The organism is Gordonia prachuapensis (assembly GCF_036350515.1).
Taxonomy (GTDB): domain Bacteria; phylum Actinomycetota; class Actinomycetes; order Mycobacteriales; family Mycobacteriaceae; genus Gordonia; species Gordonia prachuapensis.
In genome coordinates this window covers 32,797-52,061 of record NZ_JAZDUE010000025.1, presented here as the reverse complement: position 1 = coordinate 52,061, position 19,265 = coordinate 32,797, and the positions used below count along the sequence as shown (strand labels likewise).

The window sequence follows — 19,265 nt, the reverse complement described above, 5'->3', positions numbered from 1 at the left end:
TATGGGGATGGTCGGCACTCGGGGATCGTCGCGGCGGCTGGCCGCCGGGCTCCTGTCGCTCGGAATGGGTATGGGCGTACTGGCGGGATGTGCCGGCGGCGACGAGTCGGCGGCACCGGCGAGCACGACGGCCGCCGCGAGCACCACATCGGCCGCGCCGTCGATGTCCACCTCAGCGGTGCCGACCACGGCCCCCGTCCTCCCGCCGCCGTACGTCGACCACGTCGAATGGGTGGACACGGCGGTCGGTCCGAGTCTGCAGGTCTACCCGACAACGTCCGGTCGCCGGACCGACAACGTCCGCGGGGCCGACATCGCCTGGGCGGAGGTGATCCGGCTCGCCCCCGACGGCGACACCCCGGGGATGCGCGCCCAGTTCGACTGTCACTGGGACTTCGCCCGGTTGGTGGAACCCGACAAGCCGAGCTGGAACATCGAGCCCGGGCGTCCCGTGGTGACCGACGACGAGATGATCGCGGCCCGTTGTAATCCGGGGTTCGCGGAGGAATAGCCTGCGGGCGCTCGCGTGCGGGTGTTGTTCAGCGCGTCACGAACTGGCGTCGATGGCCCGCCCAGCGGCAGATCACATAGATGACGAACGAGATCGTCGTGACGAACACCGACACCGGCAGGCCCGGTGCCAACGACATGATCAGCCCACCGACTGCGGCCACCTCGGCGAAGACGATCGAGACGATCACGGCCGTCGTCGGATTCGCGGTCAGCCTCGCCGCCGCAGCGGCGGGGGTGATCATCAGCGACATGACGAGCAGCGCGCCGATGATCTGCACACCCTGCGCGCAGGCGAGGCCCATCAGTACGGCGAACACCACCGACAGGGTGCGCAGCGGCACCCCGCTGGCCGCGGCCAGCCGAGGATCGAGGGACGCGAACAGCAGCGGCCGGTAGATGACGGCCATCACCGCGAGCACGACCACGGTGGTGATGGCCACGGCCGTCAGCCCGTCGGTCCCGACGCTCACCACCTGCCCGGTGAGCATCGCGAAACCCGTTCGGGCACTGCCGTAGAGCGCGAGGAACAGCACGCCGAGACCGAGGCCGAACGCCATCACCACGCCGATCACCGAATCTCGTTCGCGCGCACGGTTACCCATGTAGCCGAACACCGATGCCGCGATGACCGCCCCGATCACGCCGCCGACGTTGATCCCGACGCCGAGCAACAACGCCGCCGCCGCGCCGGTCACCGACAACTCGCTCACCCCGTGCACGGCGAACGACATCTGCCGCGCCACGATCAGCGGACCCAACAGACCGCCGAGCAGCCCGAGGAGGGCGATAGCCAGCAACGACTGCTGGACGAAGTCACGACTCAACAAGTCGGCGGTGGCGCTGAGATCCCAGAAGCTACTGAGCTCGATGTCCGCGGCCGCCAAAGGCTGTGCGAGCGTCATACGCCGGCGTCTCGCTCTCGGCCGGCCGCGGTGGGCGCCGGCGAGGTGGGCGGTTCGGCGAGGTGATCACAGTGATGGCTGTCCTCGCCGCCGATCACGAGAAGGCGACCGTTGACCCGCAATACCTCGACATCGCTGCCGTAGAGCTCCGACAACGTCCCGGTCGTCATCACCTCATCGGGTGTCCCGATGCGGAATCGCCCCCCGACCAGATACAGCACCCGGTCCACGTAGGGCAGGATCGGGTTGATCTCGTGGGTCACGAAGACGACCGCGGTGTTCGCGGATCGACGGCGTTCGTCGATCAGTTCGACGACCCGCTGCTGATTGGTGGGGTCCAGACTCGACAGCGGTTCGTCGCACAGCAGCAGCGACGGATTCGTGGTGAGCGCCTGCGCAACCCGCAACCGTTGCTGTTCGCCGCCCGAGAGCAGGCCCATCGGAGCGTTCGCATAGGCCGTCGCGCCGACCTCGGCGAGCGCGGCGTCCACGAGGCGGCGGCGACGGACACGTCCGCGCAGACCCACACCCCACCGTGAGCCGTCCACCCCGAACCCGACGAGATCGCGACCACGCATCGCCATCGGATCCGAGTCGTCGGCGTGCTGTTGCGGGATGTAGCCGATCGCGTCGGTGACCTCCAGGCGGCCCCGGTCGAGGCCGTACTGCCCCAGCAGACAACGCAGGAACGACGTCTTGCCGGAACCGTTGGGCCCCAGGACCGCGACGAACTCGCCACGCGAGATGGTCAGGTCCAGGTCGTCCCAGAGCACACGGCTGCCGAAGGCGAGTCGGGCGCGTTCAAACGTCGCGACCGGTGCCGCCGGGTCATCGTCGATGACCGTGCGTGCCGACGAATGATCGGGGTCTGCCATGAGGTTCAGTGTGCGGTATCCGAGTCGAGAGCGGTACGCAGTGCGTCGATCTGGGCGGTCTGCCACGCCACGTACCCGTCGACGCCGTCGGGCAGGGTCTCGGTGAACTCCACCACCGGGACGTTCGCGCCCTGGGCGGTGGCCAGAACCGCTTCGGTGACCGAGTCGACGGCCTGCGTGTTGTAGATCAACGAATGGACCTCATGGCCGGTGAGCAGGTCCTCCAACGCGGCGCGATCGGCCGCCGAGGGCGACTGCCCTTCCTCCACGGCCTGGGTGAATCCGGCGGGCGCGGCGTCGACGAGGCCGGCCTCGGCCAGCAGGTAGTCGGCGAGCGGTTCCGTCTGCGCGACCTCGGTGCCGTCATGGGCGGTGCGGATCTGCGCGAGATTCTCCTGCAGACCGTCGATCTCCGCGTTGAACGCCTCGGCGTTGGCCCGGTAGGCGTCGGCGTGGTCGGGGGCGATCTCCGCGAGCTGGTCGCCCACCTGGGTCGCGACCTCCCCGACCACCTCGAGGTCGTAGAAGACGTGCTCGTTCATCGCACTGTGATCGTGGTCGGCGTGGTCGTGATCACCGTGATCGTGGCCGGCGTGGTCGTCACCGCTCTCCGCGGAGTCGCTCTCCTGCGCCTCGCCGTCGGAGGCGTGCGCCTCGAAGAGCTCGAACGCGTTGACCGCCGGCACCCCGGTGTCGGCGACCGCGTCCTCGAGGTACTGGTCGTAGTGGCCACCGTTGAGCACGACGAGGTCGGCATCGGCGACCTCGGCGGTGTCGGCCGCGGACGGCTCGAACTCGTGTGGGTCCGCCGACGGATCGGTGAACATCGCCGTGACCGTTGCGTTCTCGCCGCCGACCGCGGACGCGACCGAGGCCCACACGTTCGTCGAGGTGACGACGGTCGGGGTTCCGGGTGCCGCGCCGGAAGCGTCGGTGCCGTTGTCGTCCGAGCAGCCCGAGAGTGCCAACGCTCCCGCGCCGATCAGGGCAACCGACGTGGTCAGTACTCGCCTCATCTGTCTCCGCCTCACGCAAATGACAATCGTTACGGAGAGAAGCGTAGGCGAACCCGGCGTCGAGTCGAAATCGGGCGACGTGGCCGAGGTCGCCGCGGCGCGCACGTTCCAACCAAACGCGCAGCCGGCAACCTGCGCGCGTGGTTGGCTGCCGCGCGTTTGAGCGCGTGCCCGCCGAACGGTGACCGCACGGGTCAGCCGTCGCCGACGACGACCGGCACGACGAAGCGTTCGAGCAGCGCCCGTTCCTCGTGATCCGAGGCGCCCGGGCTGGTCAGCAGGGAGACGATCACGCGGACCAGCCAGCGGGCGCGCTCGCGCAGGTCATCGAGGTCGGCGGTGGGCAGGATCTCGGTGAGGAAGACGACGGTGATCTGTTCGATCGCGGGGGAGACCAGGGCGAGCGAGGTCGACTGAGCGGCGGTATCGGGCACGAACCAGGCCGACAATGCTGGGTTCGATCGCACCCCGGCGACCGCGGTGGTGACCGCGGCGACGAGGCGGTCGGCCGGAAAGGTCTCGTCACCGACGGCCGCGGCGACCGATGCGCCCAGTTCGGTCGCGGCGCGGTCGACGTAAGCCGCGAGGAGTTCGGCCTTTCCGGCGTAGTAGCGGTACAGGGTCGCCCGCGAGCACCCGACCGCGTCGGCGAGGCCCCGCATGGTCACCGCCGCGACGCCGTTCTCGACGAACAGTTCTTCGGCGACGTCGAGGATGCGGGTCGTCGCGAGGTCGGCGCGTTCGGTCGCCAGCCAGTCCGATCGGGCCCCTCCAGACATTGACGGCTCAGACATGAAACGGAACACGGGTCGGACGTCGGACGTAGTTGCCGTCGGCCCACTCGATGCCGTCGAGATCGACGCTGAAGTCGGGGAATCGGGCGAGCAGTTCGGTCAGCGCGACGCGCGCCTGCATGCGGGCGGCCGCGGCGCCGAGGCAGTGGTGATTGCCGTGGCTGAACGTCAGGATGCCGCGGGGCCGGCGGGTGACGTCGAGGTCGTCGGCGTCGGGACCGAATGCTCGCGGATCGCGGTTGGCCGATGCGTAGCAGAGCAGCACTTTCCGTCCGGCCGGGATGGTGACCGGGCCGGACGGGTGGTCGGCGTAGGTGACATCTCGGGTCGTCGTCCGTGCCAGACCCTGCACCGGCGAGGTGAGACGCAGGAGTTCGTCGACGGCATCGGAGATCAACCCGGGGTCGTCGACGAGTCGCCGGCGCTGCGTGCGATGGCGTTCCAGCAGTCCCACACTCCCGCCGAGCATGCCCGTGGTGGTGTCGTTGCCGCCGGCGACCATCGTGAAGGTGAACGCCAGGATCGAGAGCAGTCCGCCCGGGTCATCGGGGTCGTCGGCGAGCCCGGCCGCCACGAGTTGGGAGACCGTGTCGTCGGCGGGATGGGTCTTGCGGAAGTCGACGAGGTCGGTGAAGTAGGCGAGCATCTCCATCGTCGCCGTCCCGGCGGTCTCGGCGGCCGCCGCCATCCCACCTGTGCCCGACGTCGCGCCCACGATCGCCTGCGTCCAGCCGTCGAACCGCCCCCAGTCCTCCTCCGGCACGCCGAGGTAGTGGGCGACGACCATGCTGGGCAGCGGCTTGAACAGTTCGCCGACGATGTCGGCGGGGCCATCGGTGGCCAGCCCGTCGAGCCGCTCGACCACGAACTCGCGCACCTGCGGCTCGATGTCGATCACCTGCCGCGGTGTGAAGCCCCGCGCGACCAGCTTGCGGAACGCAGTGTGCGACGGCGGATCCTGCATCACCATCGGCGGATGGTCGGCCATCCCGATCGCCTCGAGTTCGCCGTAGGTGACGGTCAGTCCCTGCGCCGACGAGAACGTCGCGGTGTCGTCGGCGGCCGCGAGCACATCGGCGTGGCGGGTGAGCACCCAGAAGTCGGCGGCCGGGTCGTCGGGGTGCGCCACCCGGTGCACGGGGTCGTGGTCACGCAATGCCGCATACATCGGATACGGATCGGCCCAGCCGGCGCCGGATCGAAGAGTGAAGGTCGCCGGGCGGTCGGACACTTCGGGCGTCATGTTCAGATCCTGAGACACTTTGTCAGAAGTGTCAACCGGTGGTGGAACTCTCGGCGAGATCCCGGACACGGTCTGCGGGGATCGGGGCAGTTGGGAGCGGGTGCGAAGAAGGCTCCCGACCGGTTTTCTCTAAGGTGGAGGGATGACCAGCCCACCGGTGCCGCGGCGCGTAGCACTCATCTCCGTGCACACGTCACCGCTGGCGCAGCCGGGCACCGGCGACGCGGGCGGGATGAACGTCTACGTCTGGCAGACGGCCACCCGGCTCGCGCAACGGGGGATCGAGGTGGAGATCTTCACCCGCGCGACGTCGTCGTCGGATGCGCCGATCGTCTCCGCGGCACCCGGCGTCACGGTCCGCAACGTGGTGGCCGGCCCGTTCGAGGGGCTCGACAAGCGCGACCTCCCGGCGCAACTCTGCGCGTTCACCGCAGGTGTGCTGCGCGCCGAGGCCATGCACAAGCCCGGGTACTACGACCTGATCCACTCGCACTACTGGCTCTCCGGGCAGGTCGGGTGGCTGGCCCGCGACCGGTGGGGCGTGCCACTGGTGCACACCGCGCACACCCTGGCCGCGGTGAAGAACGCCTCACTGGCGAAGGGCGACACCGCCGAACCGATGTTGCGGGTCATCGGCGAGCAGCAGGTCGTCGACGAAGCCGACCGCATGGTGGTCAACACCGACACCGAGGCCACCGAACTCGTCTCGATGTATCACGCCGATCGAGCCCGGATCGACGTGGTGAATCCGGGTGCCGATCTCGACACGTATGCGCCGGGCCCGCGGTCGGCGGCCCGCGCCGAACTCGGCCTGGACCCCGACGAGACGGTCCTGACGTTCGTCGGGCGCATACAGCCGCTGAAGGCGCCGGACATCTTGCTGTCGGCCGCGGCCCCGATCATCGGCCGGGCACGCACGACGGGGCGCCGCGTGCGGGTACTCGTCGTCGGCGGCCCGTCGGGAACGGGGCTCGATCAACCGACCGCACTCATCGATCTCGCCGACGAACTCGGCATCGGCGACGCCGTGTCCTTCCTGCCGCCGCAGCCCGCCGGACGGCTGGCCCAGGTCTACTGCGCATCCGACCTCGTCACGGTGCCCAGCTATTCGGAGAGCTTCGGCCTCGTCGCGATCGAGGCGCAGGCATGCGGGACCCCGGTCGTCGCCGCCGACGTCGGTGGGCTGAGTGTTGCTGTGGCCGACGGGAAGTCGGGAGTTCTCGTCGACGGTCACGACGTCGAGGACTGGACGGCGGCCATCGACGGTCTCCTCGCCGCGCCCGACCGGTTGGCCGACATGCGTCGCCACGCCCGTCCGCATGCCGAGCAATTCTCCTGGGAGCACACGTCCACCGAACTGTTGGCCAGCTACTCGGCGGCCATGCAGTCCTTCGCCGCCCGCAACCCCGGATCGATCGGCGCCGCCTCGGCGCGCCGTTCCGCCCGGCGTTGGCGGCGCGTCCGGGCGAAGATGCCGGTGGGGCAGTAGACAACCGCAGGAACTGTTGGGCAGCAACCGTAGTGGGGTGATCGCATGAATCAGGCGGAGATCGTCGACGTTCTCGAGAAGGCCCTGACCGAGCGTGAGATCGAATTCAGCCGTCGGGACGCGTCGGGCGCACAGGCCGATCACTTCGTCCTCGAACTCCCCGGCGACCGCAAGCTCACGACCACCGTCCTGCTGACCGCGGGGCCGCACGGTGTCCGGGTCGAGGCGTTCGTGTGCCGCCGGCCCGACGAAAACCACGAGACCGTCTATCGTTACCTGTTGCGGCGCAACCGACGTCTCTACGGCGTCGCCTACACCATCGACAACACCGGCGACATCTACCTCGTCGGGCGGATCTCCGGTGACGCGCTGACCGCCGACGAGCTCGACCGCGTGCTCGGACAGGTCCTCGAGGCCGCCGACGGCGACTTCAACACGCTCCTCGAACTCGGATTCCTGACGTCCATCCAGCGCGAATGGGCCTGGCGGGTGTCGCGCGGCGAGTCGCTGCGCAACCTCCTGGCCTTCGAGCACCTCATCGACAAGGACGCGCTACCCGAGCCCGGCGAACCCCTGCCCGGCCGGTACGTGCCCGGCGAGACCACCGCGGTCGACGCCGCGGGACTCCCTCCCGATCCCTGAGGAGCCTTCTCCCCCCGATCCCTGAGGAGCCCGGAGCTTGCGGAGGGCGTCTCGAAGGGTGGGGTTTCACTCCTCGTCGACGAACTCGAGGATGTCGCCGGGCTGGCAGTCGAGCACGCGACACATGGCCTCGAGCGTGCTGAACCGGATCGCCTTGGCGCGACCGTTCTTCAGCACCGACACGTTGGCCGGTGTGAGTCCGACGCGTTCGGCGAACTCGCCGACGCTCATCTTCCGTTTCGCCAGTTCCACATCGATGCGCACGATGATCGGCATCAGATCACCGCATCCATGTCGGTGCGCAGGTCGGTGGCCTGCCGGAGCAGCGCGCGCATGACGATCATCAGCAGACCGAACACCGCGACGAACGTCAGACACACGAACATCAGCAGCGGCAGACCCGGGTCGTCGGCGTTGACGCCCACGTAGACGAAGGCGGCCGCGAATGCGACCCAGCCGACGGCCACCGTCCAGACGATCACGTCCACCCAGATCAGCGACGCCCGGGTGAAGATCCGGTCGCCGCGGACCAAGGTGAGCAGTCGCCAGATGCAGACCAGCACCACCTCGACGCACAGGATCAGGAACGCCGCCAGCGCTGTCGCCGGCCAGCGCAGGTGGGCCGACTCGGGCGACTCGGCCGCCATGTGCGCGAACTGTCCCGGGAACGACAGCGTCTGCAGCACGATCAGTACGGCGAGCAGGACCAGCAGCGCGGCGCGAAGCGGGATGACGACTCGATTGTCGACGTTCATGTATCGATAATCGATGTGTAGCTATCGGAAGTCAATATTCTTGGTGGGTCGACGGGTAATTTGGGGGAGTCGCGGTCACGGTCGCCCGGGCGACGTAGAGTTGTGCGCTGTCCACGCATGATCTGCTACGGGGAAACGGATGATGCGGACACGCTCGGACAGATCGTGACAACGAGTGTTGCTACGATTTGTCGGAATCCCAACGGAGGTGTCATGAGCTTCAAGAGTCCCTTTCCCGATGTCGAGATCCCGAATCAGACTGTCTACGACTTCCTGTTCGGATCGATCGCCGACGACGACATGGATCGGGTCGCGCTGGTCGACCCCAAGTCCGGCGACGAGACGACCTACGCTCGCCTGATCGGGCAGATCCACGCCGCGGCGGGCGCCCTGGCGGCGAAGGGGATCGGTGTCGGTGACGTGGTCGGGATCCTGTCGCCCAACATCCCGGCGTTCGCGACCGTGTTCCACGGCATCCTGCGCGCAGGTGGCACGGCGACGACGATCAACGCACTGTTCACCGCGCCGGAGATCGCCAAGCAGCTCACCGATTCGAAGGCGAAGATGCTGGTCACGGTGTCTCCGCTGGCCGAACAGGCCAAGGCTGCGGCGAAGGAGGTCGGCATCTCGGATGCGGACCTGATCATCCTCGACGGCGCCGGACTCAAGGCGACCGGACACCCCAATGCGGTGGATCTGCTCGCCCCCAATCTCCCCGCACCCGACGTCACCATCGACCCGGTCACCCACGTGGCGGCGCTGCCGTACAGCTCCGGCACCACCGGCAACCCGAAGGGTGTTGCGCTCAGCCACCGCAACCTCGTCGCCAACGTCGCCCAGATCAAGCCACTGCAGGGCATGACCGCCGACGACGTGGTGATCGCGGTGCTGCCGTTCTTCCACATCTATGGCATGACCGTGCTGCTCAACGCGGCTCTCTACAACCGCGGCCGGCTGATCATCATGCCGAAGTTCGACCTGGTCGAGTTCCTCGAGAACATCCAGAACCACAAGGTGACCAGCGCCTACATCGCGCCGCCGGTCGCGGTCGCGCTGGCCAAGCACCCCATCGTCGACAGCTATGACCTGTCGTCGCTGGAGATGATGATGTCGGGTGCCGCGCCCCTCGACGACGAGCTCGGCAAGGCGGTTGCGAAACGGCTGGACCTGCACATGTTGCAGGGCTACGGGATGAGCGAGCTGTCGCCGGTGAGTCACCTGATCCCGATCGACACGCAAGCGGCCCTGGGTCAGGAGGATCCGCCGCTGTCGTCGACCGGATGGGCGATCCCCAACACCGAGAACAAGATCGTGGACCCGGCCACGGGCGACGAGATCGACCTGCCGAGCGAGGGGCTGTCCGAACCCGGGGAACTGTGGGTGAAGGGGCCGAACGTGATGCTCGGCTACCTCAACAACGAGCAGGCCACCGCCGACACCATCGACGCGGACGGCTACCTGCACACCGGTGACCTGGCCCAGGTCGATCCCACCGGCTGCGTCTACATCGTCGACCGGCTCAAGGAGCTGATCAAGTACAAGGGCTACCAGGTTCCGCCCGCCGAACTCGAGGCACTGCTGCTGACCAACCCGAAGATCGCTGACACCGCCGTTGTCGGTGCGGTCGACGACGACGGTGAGGAGATCCCCAAGGCGTTCGTCGTCAAGCAGGCCGACGCCGAGCTGACCGCCGATGAGGTGATCGAGTTCGTCGCGGCAAAGGTGGCTCCGCACAAGAAGGTTCGCGCGGTCGAGTTCATCGAGGCGATCCCGAAGTCCGCTTCCGGCAAGATCCTGCGCAAGGACCTGCGGAAGTAACCTTCGCTCGCGACGTCGAGTGGGTGCTCTTTCGTGTCGAGTGGGCGCTGTTTTCAGTCGACTGGGCGCGGGATTTCGTCGGCTGTGCGCGGTCAGGTGGATGGCCGCGCCCAGTCGACTGAAAACAGCGCCCACTCGACCTCCGTGCTGGTGGCGTCCGGAGCTTGGCTTACGACTGCCGCGCCCACTCGACGCAAAACAGCGCCCACTCGACCCTTGTGCTAGTTGATCTCTTCGAGATGCCGATCGTCGGGGATGTGCTGACGACGATGCCACCAGTAGGTGAAGACCCACAGGACCACACCGAGTAGCAGCAGCCAGCCGGCGATCACGTACTGCTCGTTGTCGGCGCGGGCGAACGGCAGCGTCAGCGCGCCCGAGGTGACCGCGCCGAGCACGGCGAACACCGTGTTCGTCTTGAAGTGCTTGTGCTGCACCTTGTCCCGGCGCAGAACCAGGACCGAGATGTTGACGACGGTGAACACCGCCAGCAACAGCAGGGCGGTGGTGCCGCCGAGGAGCCCGACGACGTTGCTCTCCGGGTCCGAGCTGACGTAGACGAGCAGGCAGAGCGCGATGACGGTGGTGAAGATGATCGCACCGAACGGGGTGCGGCGGCCCGGGTGGACGTAGGACAGGAACTTCGGCAGCACGCCCTGTCGCGACATCCCGTACAGCAGGCGGCTGGCCATCATCATGTTGATCAGCGCGGTGTTCGCGACGGCGAACATCGAGATCCACGGCAGCAGTTCGGTCATCGGGAAGTCCGGGGCCGCCGCCTCGACGACCTCGACGAGCGGGGTGTCGCTGTCGGCGAGATCGCCCACGGGGACGATCGCCACCGCCGCGATGGCGATCAGCACGTAGACCACCGCGGTGATCCCCAGGCCGGTCAGCATCACCTTCGGGAAGATCCGGGTGGGTTCCTTGCATTCCTCGGCCATGTTGACCGAGTCCTCGAATCCGACAAGGGCGAAGAACGCCAACGCGGTCGCCGCCGCCACCGCGACGAAGGCGTTCTTGTCCGCAGTGGTTTCGAAGGCCACCACCGCATCCCAGTGTTCGGCGTTGCCGCCGATGATGAACCAATAGCCGATGAAGATCACCAGCAGCAGGCCGGTGAGCTCGACCAGCGTCAGCACCACGTTGGTGCCCACACCTTCGGCGACGCCGCGGAAGTTGATGAACATGACGAGCAGCAGGAAGCCGATGGCGAAGAACAGCAGCGCCGGATTGGTCGATTCCGGGCTGTCGCCGCCGCTGAATGCGGTCAGCATGTTCGCCGAGAACGCGCGCGACGCAGTCGTTGCCGAGGTGATGCCGGAACACATCACCGTGAACAGGACGATGAAGGTCAGGAAGTGCACCCCGAACGCCTTGTGGACATACAGAGCGGCGCCGGCGGCCTGGGGATACTTGGTGACCAGTTCGAGATAGGAAAACGCGGTGAGGGTGGCGACGGCGAAGGCGATCAGGAACGGCAACCACGCCGCACCGCCCACCTCGCCCGCGACCTGGCCCGTCAGGGCGTAGACGCCGGTCCCCAGGATGTCGCCGATGATGAAGAGCAGCAGCAACTTCCAGCCGAGGACACGCTTGAGTTCGGGTTGTTGATCGGATTTGCCGGCGCCTGTCGCGCCGGTATCCGCGCTGACGGTCATGTAGTGAAGCTAGACCGGATTCCGGTGATTCGCGCGTTCGTTGACCGATTTGATGCGGACGGAATGCGCGGCCAGGGTGTGCGAGACTTCTCTCATGAGCAACGGCACCCTCATTCTGATGCGGCACGGCGAAAGCGAATGGAACGCGTCCAATCAGTTCACCGGATGGGTCGATGTGGCCCTCACCGAGAAAGGTGAGGCCGAGGCGCTACGAGCCGGTGAACTCCTCATCGAGCACGACGTCCTGCCCGACATCCTCTACACGTCGTTGTTGCGGCGGGCCATCCAGACCGCTCAGATCGCGCTCGACAAGGCCGACCGCCACTGGATTCCGGTCACCCGTGACTGGCGGCTCAACGAGCGCCACTACGGCAAGCTGCAGGGCCTCAACAAGGCCGAGATCAAAGAAGAGTTCGGGGACGAGCAGTTCATGCTTTGGCGCCGCAGCTATGACACCCCGCCGCCGCCGATCGACCCCACCGCCGAGTACAGCCAGACCGACGACGCGCGCTACGCCGATCTGGCCGAGGTGCCGCTGACCGAGTGCCTCAAAGACGTCGTCGAGCGGATGGTGCCGTATTTCACCGAGACCATCGCCGCCGACATCCGGGCGGGGAAGACCGTCCTCATCGCGGCGCACGGCAACTCGCTGCGCGCGCTCGTCAAGTACCTCGACGAGATCTCCGACGAGGACATCGCCGGCCTCAACATCCCCACCGGCAACCCGTTGCGCTACGACCTCGACGACGATCTGAAACCGCTCAATCCCGGCGGCACCTACCTCGATCCGGAGGCTGCGGCGGCCGGTGCGGCAGCGGTGGCGGCGCAGGGACAGAAGTGATCAGCGGCTGACCAGCTGTAATGAAAACGTCATGGTCCCGATGATGTGATGCACGCTACATTGGATGCCATGGCGAACGTCGGGAGTCTGAGGATCAATCATTCCCCAGCTCAGGAACGCTACGAGGCGATCCTGAAGCCGGGTTCCACAGCCGGGTCGACAGAGTCCGGGGACTACGTCATCGACGACGAGCAGGTCGTGGGCTACCTCGACTACGTGTCGGAGCCATATCAGGTGGTGTTGACCCACACCGTGATCCACGAGCAGTACAGCGGTCACGGTTACGCGGGGCAGCTCGTCCGGGAGGTCCTCGACGACATCCGCGACGCGGGCAAGCAGGTGGTGCCGGTCTGCTCGTACGTGCAGCGGTTCATCACGCAGCATCCGGAGTATGCGGACATGGCGGTGCCGGTACCGCAGTGAACCCGGGGGTGCGGTGGCAATAGCAGCGGCACCCCATCGGCACAGTGGGTAGGTGGAACGCCATATGAACAGCGGCAGAACAATGCCTTCGAATGTGCAGAGTGCGTTCGTCGGGCCGTAAGCTGCCATTGTGACCGTTGCACAGCTCGTCGCGGCGATCGCCATCGCTCTTGTCTGCCTTGCCGGTGGGATCATCATCGGATTCAGCGCGCGGCGCCATGGCCGTGGCCCACTCTTCTCCCGCACCAAGTCGTCGGCTGACGACCACCCGTCGGCGGAGACCGCATCCGCCGTGACGGGGCTGGTCAGCCGCCGGGTGATCGCCGCCAACGCACCGCGTGAGGTGGCCGAGACCGCCGAGCTCCGTGACTCGGACGTCTCCGTCACCACCGACGACGGGCGGATGACCAAGGCGGGGCTGCTCAGCCTCATCGTCCGCAACAGTGAGAACGCGGTCGCGGTGGTCGATCGATTCCGCGACGTCGTCTTGTTCAACAACCAGGCCGTCGAGCTGGGCGTCGTCCACGACCGGCTGCTCGCCGACGCGGTGTGGGACGCCGCCAAGGAAGTCCTCGACACCAAGGCCGAGGCCCGGTTCGAGTTCACCCCGGTCCAGTCGTCGTTCGGGTTCGTCTCCACCGGACGCGCGACCACCCGCCAGGTCGAGTCGGTTCGATGCCTGGTCCGTCTGGTCGCCCACGAGGACGAGAGTTACGCCGTGGTCTACGGCACCGACGACACCGAGCACAGCCGGGTCGAGGCCACCCGCCGCGACTTCGTCGCCAACGTCTCCCACGAGCTGAAGACGCCGGTCGGTGCGATCGGCCTGCTCGCCGAGGCGCTGCTCGAATCGTCCGACGACCCCGAATCCGTCGAGCACTTCGGCCGGCGGGTGCTCACCGAGGCCGATCGCCTCGGCAACATGGTCAGCGAACTCATCGCCCTGTCCCGCCTGCAGGGCGGCGAGACGCAGGAGTTCACCGCCGTCGACGTCGACGACCTGGTCCGCGAAGCAGTCGAGTCCTCGGCCACAACCGCGGAGGCGGCGGGCATCACGCTCCGGACCGACGACGACACCGGGCTGCACGTGCGTGGCGACCGTGTGCTGCTGCTGACCGCGATCAGCAACCTGGTGGTGAACGCGATCGCCTATTCGCCGGCGAACACGACCGTGTCCATCAGCCGACGGATCACCCCGATCGACGGACGGCCGATGGTCGCGATCGCGGTGACCGACCGCGGCATCGGCATCGCGCGCGAGGATCAGGAGCGCGTGTTCGAGCGGTTCTTCCGGGTCGACAAGGCTCGCTCGCGACTGACCGGTGGCACCGGGTTGGGCCTCGCGATCGTCAAGCACGCGGCGGCCAACCACGGCGGGTCGATCGGGTTGTGGAGCAAACCCGGCACCGGATCGACCTTCACCCTCTGCATCCCCGAGGACCTCACGGCCGAGATCGCAGGTGCCGGAGAGGTGCCCGATCTCGTGATCGACGACGGCGTGTCCGACCCGGTTGCCGTCGAACACCCCCAGAGCGAGCCGGGGATCGCCCGGACAGTCGACCATGCCCAACGACAAGAGGAACTTCATCGGTGACGCACGTACTGATCGTCGAGGACGAGGAATCCCTGGCCGACCCGCTGGCCTTTCTGCTCCGCAAAGAAGGTTTCGAGGCCAGTGTCATCAACGATGGGGCGCAAGCGATCTCGGCATTCGACCGAGTGAGCCCCGACATCGTGCTGCTGGACCTGATGCTGCCGGGCATGTCGGGTACCGAGATCTGCAAGGCCCTGCGCTCACGCTCGAGCGTCCCGGTGATCATGGTGACCGCGCGCGACAGCGAGATCGACAAGGTCGTCGGCCTCGAACTCGGTGCCGACGACTACGTCACCAAGCCGTACTCGGCCCGCGAACTGATCGCCCGCATCCGCGCGGTGCTGCGCCGCGGCGGTGACGTCGGCGAGGAGGAACTCGCCATCGGTGTCATCGAGGAGGGCCCGGTCCGCATGGACGTCGAGCGCCACACGGTCGCCGTCAACGGCGAGTCGATCACCTTGCCGCTCAAGGAGTTCGACCTCCTCGAATACCTGCTGCGCAACGCCGGCCGGGTGCTGACCCGCGGACAGCTGATCGACCGCGTGTGGGGCGCCGACTACGTCGGGGACACCAAGACCCTCGACGTGCACGTCAAGCGGCTGCGGTCCAAGATCGAGCCCGACCCCGGCAACCCCAAGCACCTGGTCACCGTCCGCGGCCTCGGCTACAAGTACGAGCCGTAAGCCACCGCTCCTCACCTCACCAACGTGCCCAGCACGGAGGTCGAGTGGGCAACGAAAGCTCACCTCCCAACGTGCCCAGCACGGAGGTCGAGTGGGCAACGAAGGCTCACCTCCCAACGTGCCCAGCACGGAGGTCGAGTGGGCGCTGTTTTCGGTCGAGTGGGCGCGGCATCCCGCCAAACGCACGATGCTTCGCCAACTTCCGCGCCCACTCGACCGAAAACAGCGCCCACTCGACACGAAAGGCAAAGCCGAGACGCACGAAACGCTTGCCGAAAAACCCCAACCGACCCACGAAACGCGGGCACAACCAACCCCTACTCCTCGATGAGGTTGTACTTCTGATCGCTGTCCCGCCGACTGGTCGCGGCCGTCGTCGCCGGGTGAACGGCGATGAGGCCCAGTCCGTTTCGTCGTCGGCAGGCGTCGGCCAGCGCCTTGTAGGCGCGTCGGCCGATGAGTTCGGTCAGTTCCGGCGCATACGACTGCCACACCTGGGTGGCGCCGACGTGGGCGTCGGGGGAGCCGGAGCAGTACCACTTGAGGTCGTGACCGCCCTCGCCCCAGCCGCGACGGTCGTACTCGGTGATCGTGGTGCGGAGCACCTCGGTGCCGTCCGGACGTTCCACCCAGTCCTGTTCGCGTCGGATGGGGAGTTGCCAGCAGACGTCGGGCTTGACGGTCAGGGGTTCCAGGCCCCGTTTCAGCGCCATCGAGTGCAGCGCGCATCCCTCGCCGCCGGCGAAGCCCGGACGGTTCAGGAAGATGCACGCGCCCTTGTGTTTCCGGGTCTTGAGGGCCGGTTCGTCGTCGAGGTCGCCCTCTTCGAGGTAGCCGCGTGGGCCGAGCGGATCCTTGCCCGTGCCCTTCTTGTAGAACTGCCAGTCGTCCTCGGTGAGCATCGCCATCGCCTTGGCGAGCTTCTTGCGGTCGTCCTTGTCGGACAGATATGCGCCGTGGCTGCAGCATCCGTCGTTCTCGCGGCCCTCGATGATGCCCTGGCAGGCCGGTGTCCCGAACACACATGTCCAATAGGACAGGAGCCAGGTCAGGTCGGCCTTGATTACGTGTTCCGGGTTCTCCGGATCGGCGAATTCGTACCATTCGCGCGGAAAGTCGAGATCGACCTCGGGCGCGGGGGTCATGCGTTCGGGGGCCGCGGGGCGCGAGGCTTCGGTACGGGTCACAACTCAACGGTAACCGCCGTCGGCGAGGTGGCGCCCGATGGGCGGACCCGCATGTTTGGGCCTGCCGCGTCCCGATGGCACCACGCCAGGCAGTACTCTTGGGGTCCGTGCGTCTAGGAGTGCTCGACGTGGGCAGCAACACCGTTCACCTGCTGGTCGTTGATGCCCATCGCGGTGGCCATCCCAACCCGATGAGTTCGACGAAGTCCGTTCTGCGGCTCGCCGAACAGATCGACGACCGCGGGTGTCTCACCGACCGCGCGGCGTCCAAGCTGATCGAGTCGGTCGACGAGTTCACCCACATCGCGTCGACGTCCGGTTGTGAACAGATCATGGCGTTCGCGACCTCCGCGGTACGCGATGCGAGCAACAGCGACGAGGTCCTCGCCCGCGTGGCCGCCAAGACCGGCGTCGAGGTGACGGTCCTGTCCGGCCACGACGAGGCCCGGCTCACCTCGCTGGCCGTGCGCCGCTGGTACGGCTGGAGCGCCGGCCGCATCCTCGCCCTCGACATCGGTGGCGGCTCGCTGGAGATGTCCAACGGCGTCGACGAGGAGCCCGACTCGGCGATGTCCCTGCCGCTCGGCGCGGGTCGCCTGACACGTGAGTGGTTGCCGGGTGACCCGCCGGATCGCCGCCGGGTCGCGGTGCTGCGGGATTGGCTCGACGCCGAGCTCCGGCCGGTGGCCAAGGAGCTGACCGCGCCGGGTCGCCCCGACCTCGCAGTGGGTACCTCCAAGACGTTCCGCAGTCTCGCCCGGCTGACCGGCGCCGCACCGTCGAGCGCGGGTCCGCGGGTGAAACGGGAGCTCACCTCCAACGGTCTGCGTCAGCTGATCTCGTTCATCTCGCGGATGACACGCGACGACCGCGCCGAACTCGAGGGTGTCAGCGCCGATCGGGCCGGACAGCTGGTGGCGGGAGCGCTCGTCGCGGAGGCGGCCATGCGGGCGATGTCAATAGATACACTTGAGATCTGTCCGTGGGCTCTGCGCGAGGGGGTCATCCTGCGACGGCTCGACGCCGAGCCGGTGCAGGCGGCGGAGGCCGTCGCGGCCGAGGCCGTCGGTTCCGGCGGCTGACGGTACGGACGAATCCGCAACCGGACGGGCGAGACAAGCGCCGACACGAACGAGCGTCCGGCGTGCGGGCGAGCAACATCGAGGACGGAGAGCACCCTGTATGGCTAGCGAATCGGGTTCCGGGGGACGAGCGAGCGGGCCTGATGACACCGACTCCCGACCGATCTCGGTCTCGGAGTTGTTGGCCCGCAGCCGGGAGGACGGCGGGACGTCGACCGCCCCGGGGCGCGAGTCGCGCAACCGGCGCCGGGTGGGCCGCGAGGGTGCGGTCTCGGTGTCGGAGCTGACCGGGGAGATCCCGCGCATCCGATCCGCCGATGCCGAGACCCCATCCTCGTCGGGCGAGTCCGCGCCGTCGACCGCACCGCGTCGTCGCGGCGCCGGCCCGGCCTCCGGACCGTTCCCGCGCTCGGCCACTCCCGTCGCGCGACGCTACGCGGAGGACCGTCCGGTACCCGACCGTTCCGTCGACCCGGCGCCGACACCCCGGCCGACCAGCTCTGATTCCTCGGCCCCGAGGCCGTCGACCCCCCGAACGTCACCGCCGGTGCCGTCGAGCGGCATGCCCGGGTTCGCCCCGCCGGCCACGCGCGACTTCAGTGCCGCCGACGTTGCCCAGCGCGCGTCGACGAAGCGGCCCGAACCGGCCGGCGCGTCGGCCGAGGAGACCGAGAACGCGAACGCGGTCACCGGCATCATCCCGGTGGTCGGCGACGATCGCGAGGGCCTCGTGGTGGTGGACTCCGACGATGTCGACGTCGTCGACCTCGCCGCCCCAGCGACATCGCCCGGCAGTGACACCACCACTGGCGAGAACTTCGGCGAGGTGATGGAGGACTTCGATTCCTACCGGGCGTTCGCCGACGTCGAGGAGGACGAGCCGAAGCCGCGTCGGAAGCTGTTCGGACGCCGCAAGAACAAGGATCGGTCGGCTCGTCCGGCAGCTGCCCGGGAACGCGAGCAGCGCGAGGCAGGCGCCGTCGACGAGGTCGCCGACGGCTCGGTCGACGACCAGACCGCCGACAACGGAGCCGTGCTGGGCATGATGGCCGCCCCGGTGGTCGCCGGAGCTGTGCACACCACCACCGACAACAGGCCCGACACCGACGACGCATCGGACGGCGACTCCCTCGGTGCCGACGCGACCGACACCTCGGCCGCCGAGGCGGGCACCACGGCGCCCGATTCTGCGGACACCGCCGAAACCCCCGGCGCCGACACCGAGATCGCCGACACCGAGAACGCCGGCTCCGCATCGGCGGCCGCCGGGCCCGACGCCGTCGACTCCGCGGACATCGCCGATCCGCCGTCGGCCCATCCGACGACGGACCACGACGTCGTCGGCGACACCGAATCGGCCGAGAGCGTCCCGTCGACGACCGCCGGGACCGCGGCGGAGACCACGAACACGGGCACCACGAACACGGATGCCGTCGCCACGTCCACCGACGCAGTGGCGTCCGCGGACCGCCCGGACGAGACGTCGCCGGTCCTCGCCTGGCTGCTGATCATCGGGCAGGCGCTGGCCGGACTGGCCGTCGGCGTCGGGCTGTTCTGGGGGTTCACCGAGCTGTGGAAGTGGAACGTGTACTTCGCGTTGGTGCTGGCCGTGCTGGTGATCTTCGGCATCGTCACCTTCGCGCACCTCGTGCGGCGCACCAAGGACCTGACCACCACACTGCTGGCGATGGGAGTGGGTCTGATCGTCACGATCGGTCCGCTCGTGTTGTTGGCCACCTGATCGGCT

General features: G+C 67.9%; 19 protein-coding genes. 10 read left to right on the top strand and 9 right to left on the bottom strand.

The genetic code is table 11. The features are described from left to right. The first annotated feature begins 1 nt into the window (after position 1). Positions 2-511, top strand: a complete 510-nt coding sequence (locus tag V1Y59_RS22435; RefSeq protein WP_330507255.1) for a DUF2599 domain-containing protein — start codon at positions 2-4, stop codon at positions 509-511. A 28-nt stretch (positions 512-539) separates the two neighbouring features. On the opposite strand, the gene V1Y59_RS22430 is transcribed toward V1Y59_RS22435, so the two are convergent. The 5 genes from V1Y59_RS22430 to V1Y59_RS22410 form a co-directional block, all read right to left on the bottom strand. Then, positions 540-1,415 (bottom strand): metal ABC transporter permease, encoded by an 876-nt coding sequence (locus tag V1Y59_RS22430; RefSeq protein WP_330507254.1) that lies wholly within the window; start codon positions 1,413-1,415, stop codon positions 540-542. Then, positions 1,412-2,290, bottom strand: a complete 879-nt coding sequence (locus V1Y59_RS22425) for a metal ABC transporter ATP-binding protein (RefSeq protein WP_330507253.1) — start codon at positions 2,288-2,290, stop codon at positions 1,412-1,414. The genes V1Y59_RS22430 and V1Y59_RS22425 overlap by 4 nt, the downstream gene beginning before the upstream one ends. 5 nt (positions 2,291-2,295) lie before the next feature. Continuing rightward, positions 2,296-3,306, bottom strand: coding sequence for a metal ABC transporter solute-binding protein, Zn/Mn family (locus V1Y59_RS22420; protein WP_330507252.1), 1,011 nt, complete (start codon positions 3,304-3,306; stop codon positions 2,296-2,298). Between the two features lie 194 nt (positions 3,307-3,500). Continuing rightward, complete coding sequence (locus V1Y59_RS22415) at positions 3,501-4,085, bottom strand: TetR/AcrR family transcriptional regulator (RefSeq protein ID WP_330507251.1); 585 nt, start codon at positions 4,083-4,085, stop codon at positions 3,501-3,503. 7 nt (positions 4,086-4,092) lie between these two features. Further along, on the bottom strand, positions 4,093-5,343 hold the full coding sequence (locus V1Y59_RS22410; protein WP_330507250.1) for a cytochrome P450: 1,251 nt from the start codon (positions 5,341-5,343) through the stop codon (positions 4,093-4,095). Positions 5,344-5,485: 142 nt separating this feature from the next. On the opposite strand from V1Y59_RS22410, the gene mshA reads away from it, so the two are divergent. Further along, on the top strand, positions 5,486-6,832 hold the full coding sequence (gene mshA, locus V1Y59_RS22405) for a D-inositol-3-phosphate glycosyltransferase (RefSeq protein WP_330507249.1): 1,347 nt from the start codon (positions 5,486-5,488) through the stop codon (positions 6,830-6,832). A gap of 45 nt (positions 6,833-6,877) precedes the next feature. Continuing rightward, entirely contained in the window at positions 6,878-7,474 is a 597-nt protein-coding gene (locus tag V1Y59_RS22400) for a type III secretion system chaperone family protein (protein WP_330507248.1), read from the top strand. 66 nt (positions 7,475-7,540) lie between these two features. Here V1Y59_RS22400 and V1Y59_RS22395 read toward each other — a convergent pair whose 3' ends face one another. Next, complete coding sequence (locus V1Y59_RS22395; protein ID WP_330507247.1) at positions 7,541-7,750, bottom strand: helix-turn-helix domain-containing protein; 210 nt, start codon at positions 7,748-7,750, stop codon at positions 7,541-7,543. After that, entirely contained in the window at positions 7,750-8,229 is a 480-nt protein-coding gene (locus V1Y59_RS22390) for a DUF2975 domain-containing protein (RefSeq protein WP_330507246.1), read from the bottom strand. Before V1Y59_RS22390 ends, V1Y59_RS22395 begins: the two co-directional genes overlap by 1 nt. Positions 8,230-8,442: 213 nt before the next feature. Here V1Y59_RS22390 and V1Y59_RS22385 point away from each other — a divergent pair, with 213 nt between their 5' ends. Beyond that, positions 8,443-10,047, top strand: coding sequence for an AMP-binding protein (locus V1Y59_RS22385; protein ID WP_330507245.1), 1,605 nt, complete (start codon positions 8,443-8,445; stop codon positions 10,045-10,047). Between the two features lie 221 nt (positions 10,048-10,268). Here V1Y59_RS22385 and V1Y59_RS22380 read toward each other — a convergent pair whose 3' ends face one another. Continuing rightward, positions 10,269-11,708: an APC family permease gene (locus tag V1Y59_RS22380; RefSeq protein ID WP_330507244.1), complete on the bottom strand. Its 1,440-nt coding sequence runs from the start codon at positions 11,706-11,708 to the stop codon at positions 10,269-10,271. Positions 11,709-11,802: 94 nt separating this feature from the next. Here V1Y59_RS22380 and V1Y59_RS22375 point away from each other — a divergent pair, with 94 nt between their 5' ends. The 4 genes from V1Y59_RS22375 to V1Y59_RS22360 all read left to right on the top strand — a co-directional run bounded on the left by V1Y59_RS22375 (position 11,803) and on the right by V1Y59_RS22360 (position 15,249). Next, positions 11,803-12,549, top strand: coding sequence for a phosphoglyceromutase (locus tag V1Y59_RS22375; RefSeq protein WP_330507243.1), 747 nt, complete (start codon positions 11,803-11,805; stop codon positions 12,547-12,549). 69 nt (positions 12,550-12,618) lie between these two features. Next, a complete protein-coding gene (locus tag V1Y59_RS22370; protein WP_330507242.1) occupies positions 12,619-12,972 on the top strand; it encodes a GNAT family N-acetyltransferase in 354 nt (117 codons plus the stop codon). A 130-nt stretch (positions 12,973-13,102) separates the two neighbouring features. Beyond that, on the top strand, positions 13,103-14,566 hold the full coding sequence (locus V1Y59_RS22365) for a sensor histidine kinase (RefSeq protein WP_330507241.1): 1,464 nt from the start codon (positions 13,103-13,105) through the stop codon (positions 14,564-14,566). Beyond that, positions 14,563-15,249, top strand: a complete 687-nt coding sequence (locus V1Y59_RS22360) for a response regulator transcription factor (RefSeq protein WP_330507240.1) — start codon at positions 14,563-14,565, stop codon at positions 15,247-15,249. Before V1Y59_RS22365 ends, V1Y59_RS22360 begins: the two co-directional genes overlap by 4 nt. Before the next feature lie 317 nt (positions 15,250-15,566). On the opposite strand, the gene V1Y59_RS22355 is transcribed toward V1Y59_RS22360, so the two are convergent. Continuing rightward, the gene (locus V1Y59_RS22355; RefSeq protein ID WP_330507266.1) at positions 15,567-16,394 is read right to left on the bottom strand and encodes a DUF3109 family protein; all 828 of its coding nucleotides are present in this window, start codon (positions 16,392-16,394) and stop codon (positions 15,567-15,569) included. Between the two features lie 149 nt (positions 16,395-16,543). Here V1Y59_RS22355 and V1Y59_RS22350 point away from each other — a divergent pair, with 149 nt between their 5' ends. Then, positions 16,544-17,518, top strand: a complete 975-nt coding sequence (locus tag V1Y59_RS22350) for a Ppx/GppA family phosphatase (RefSeq protein ID WP_330507239.1) — start codon at positions 16,544-16,546, stop codon at positions 17,516-17,518. Positions 17,519-17,618: 100 nt separating this feature from the next. Beyond that, complete coding sequence (locus V1Y59_RS22345; RefSeq protein ID WP_330507238.1) at positions 17,619-19,259, top strand: hypothetical protein; 1,641 nt, start codon at positions 17,619-17,621, stop codon at positions 19,257-19,259. Positions 19,260-19,265: the final 6 nt, after the last annotated feature.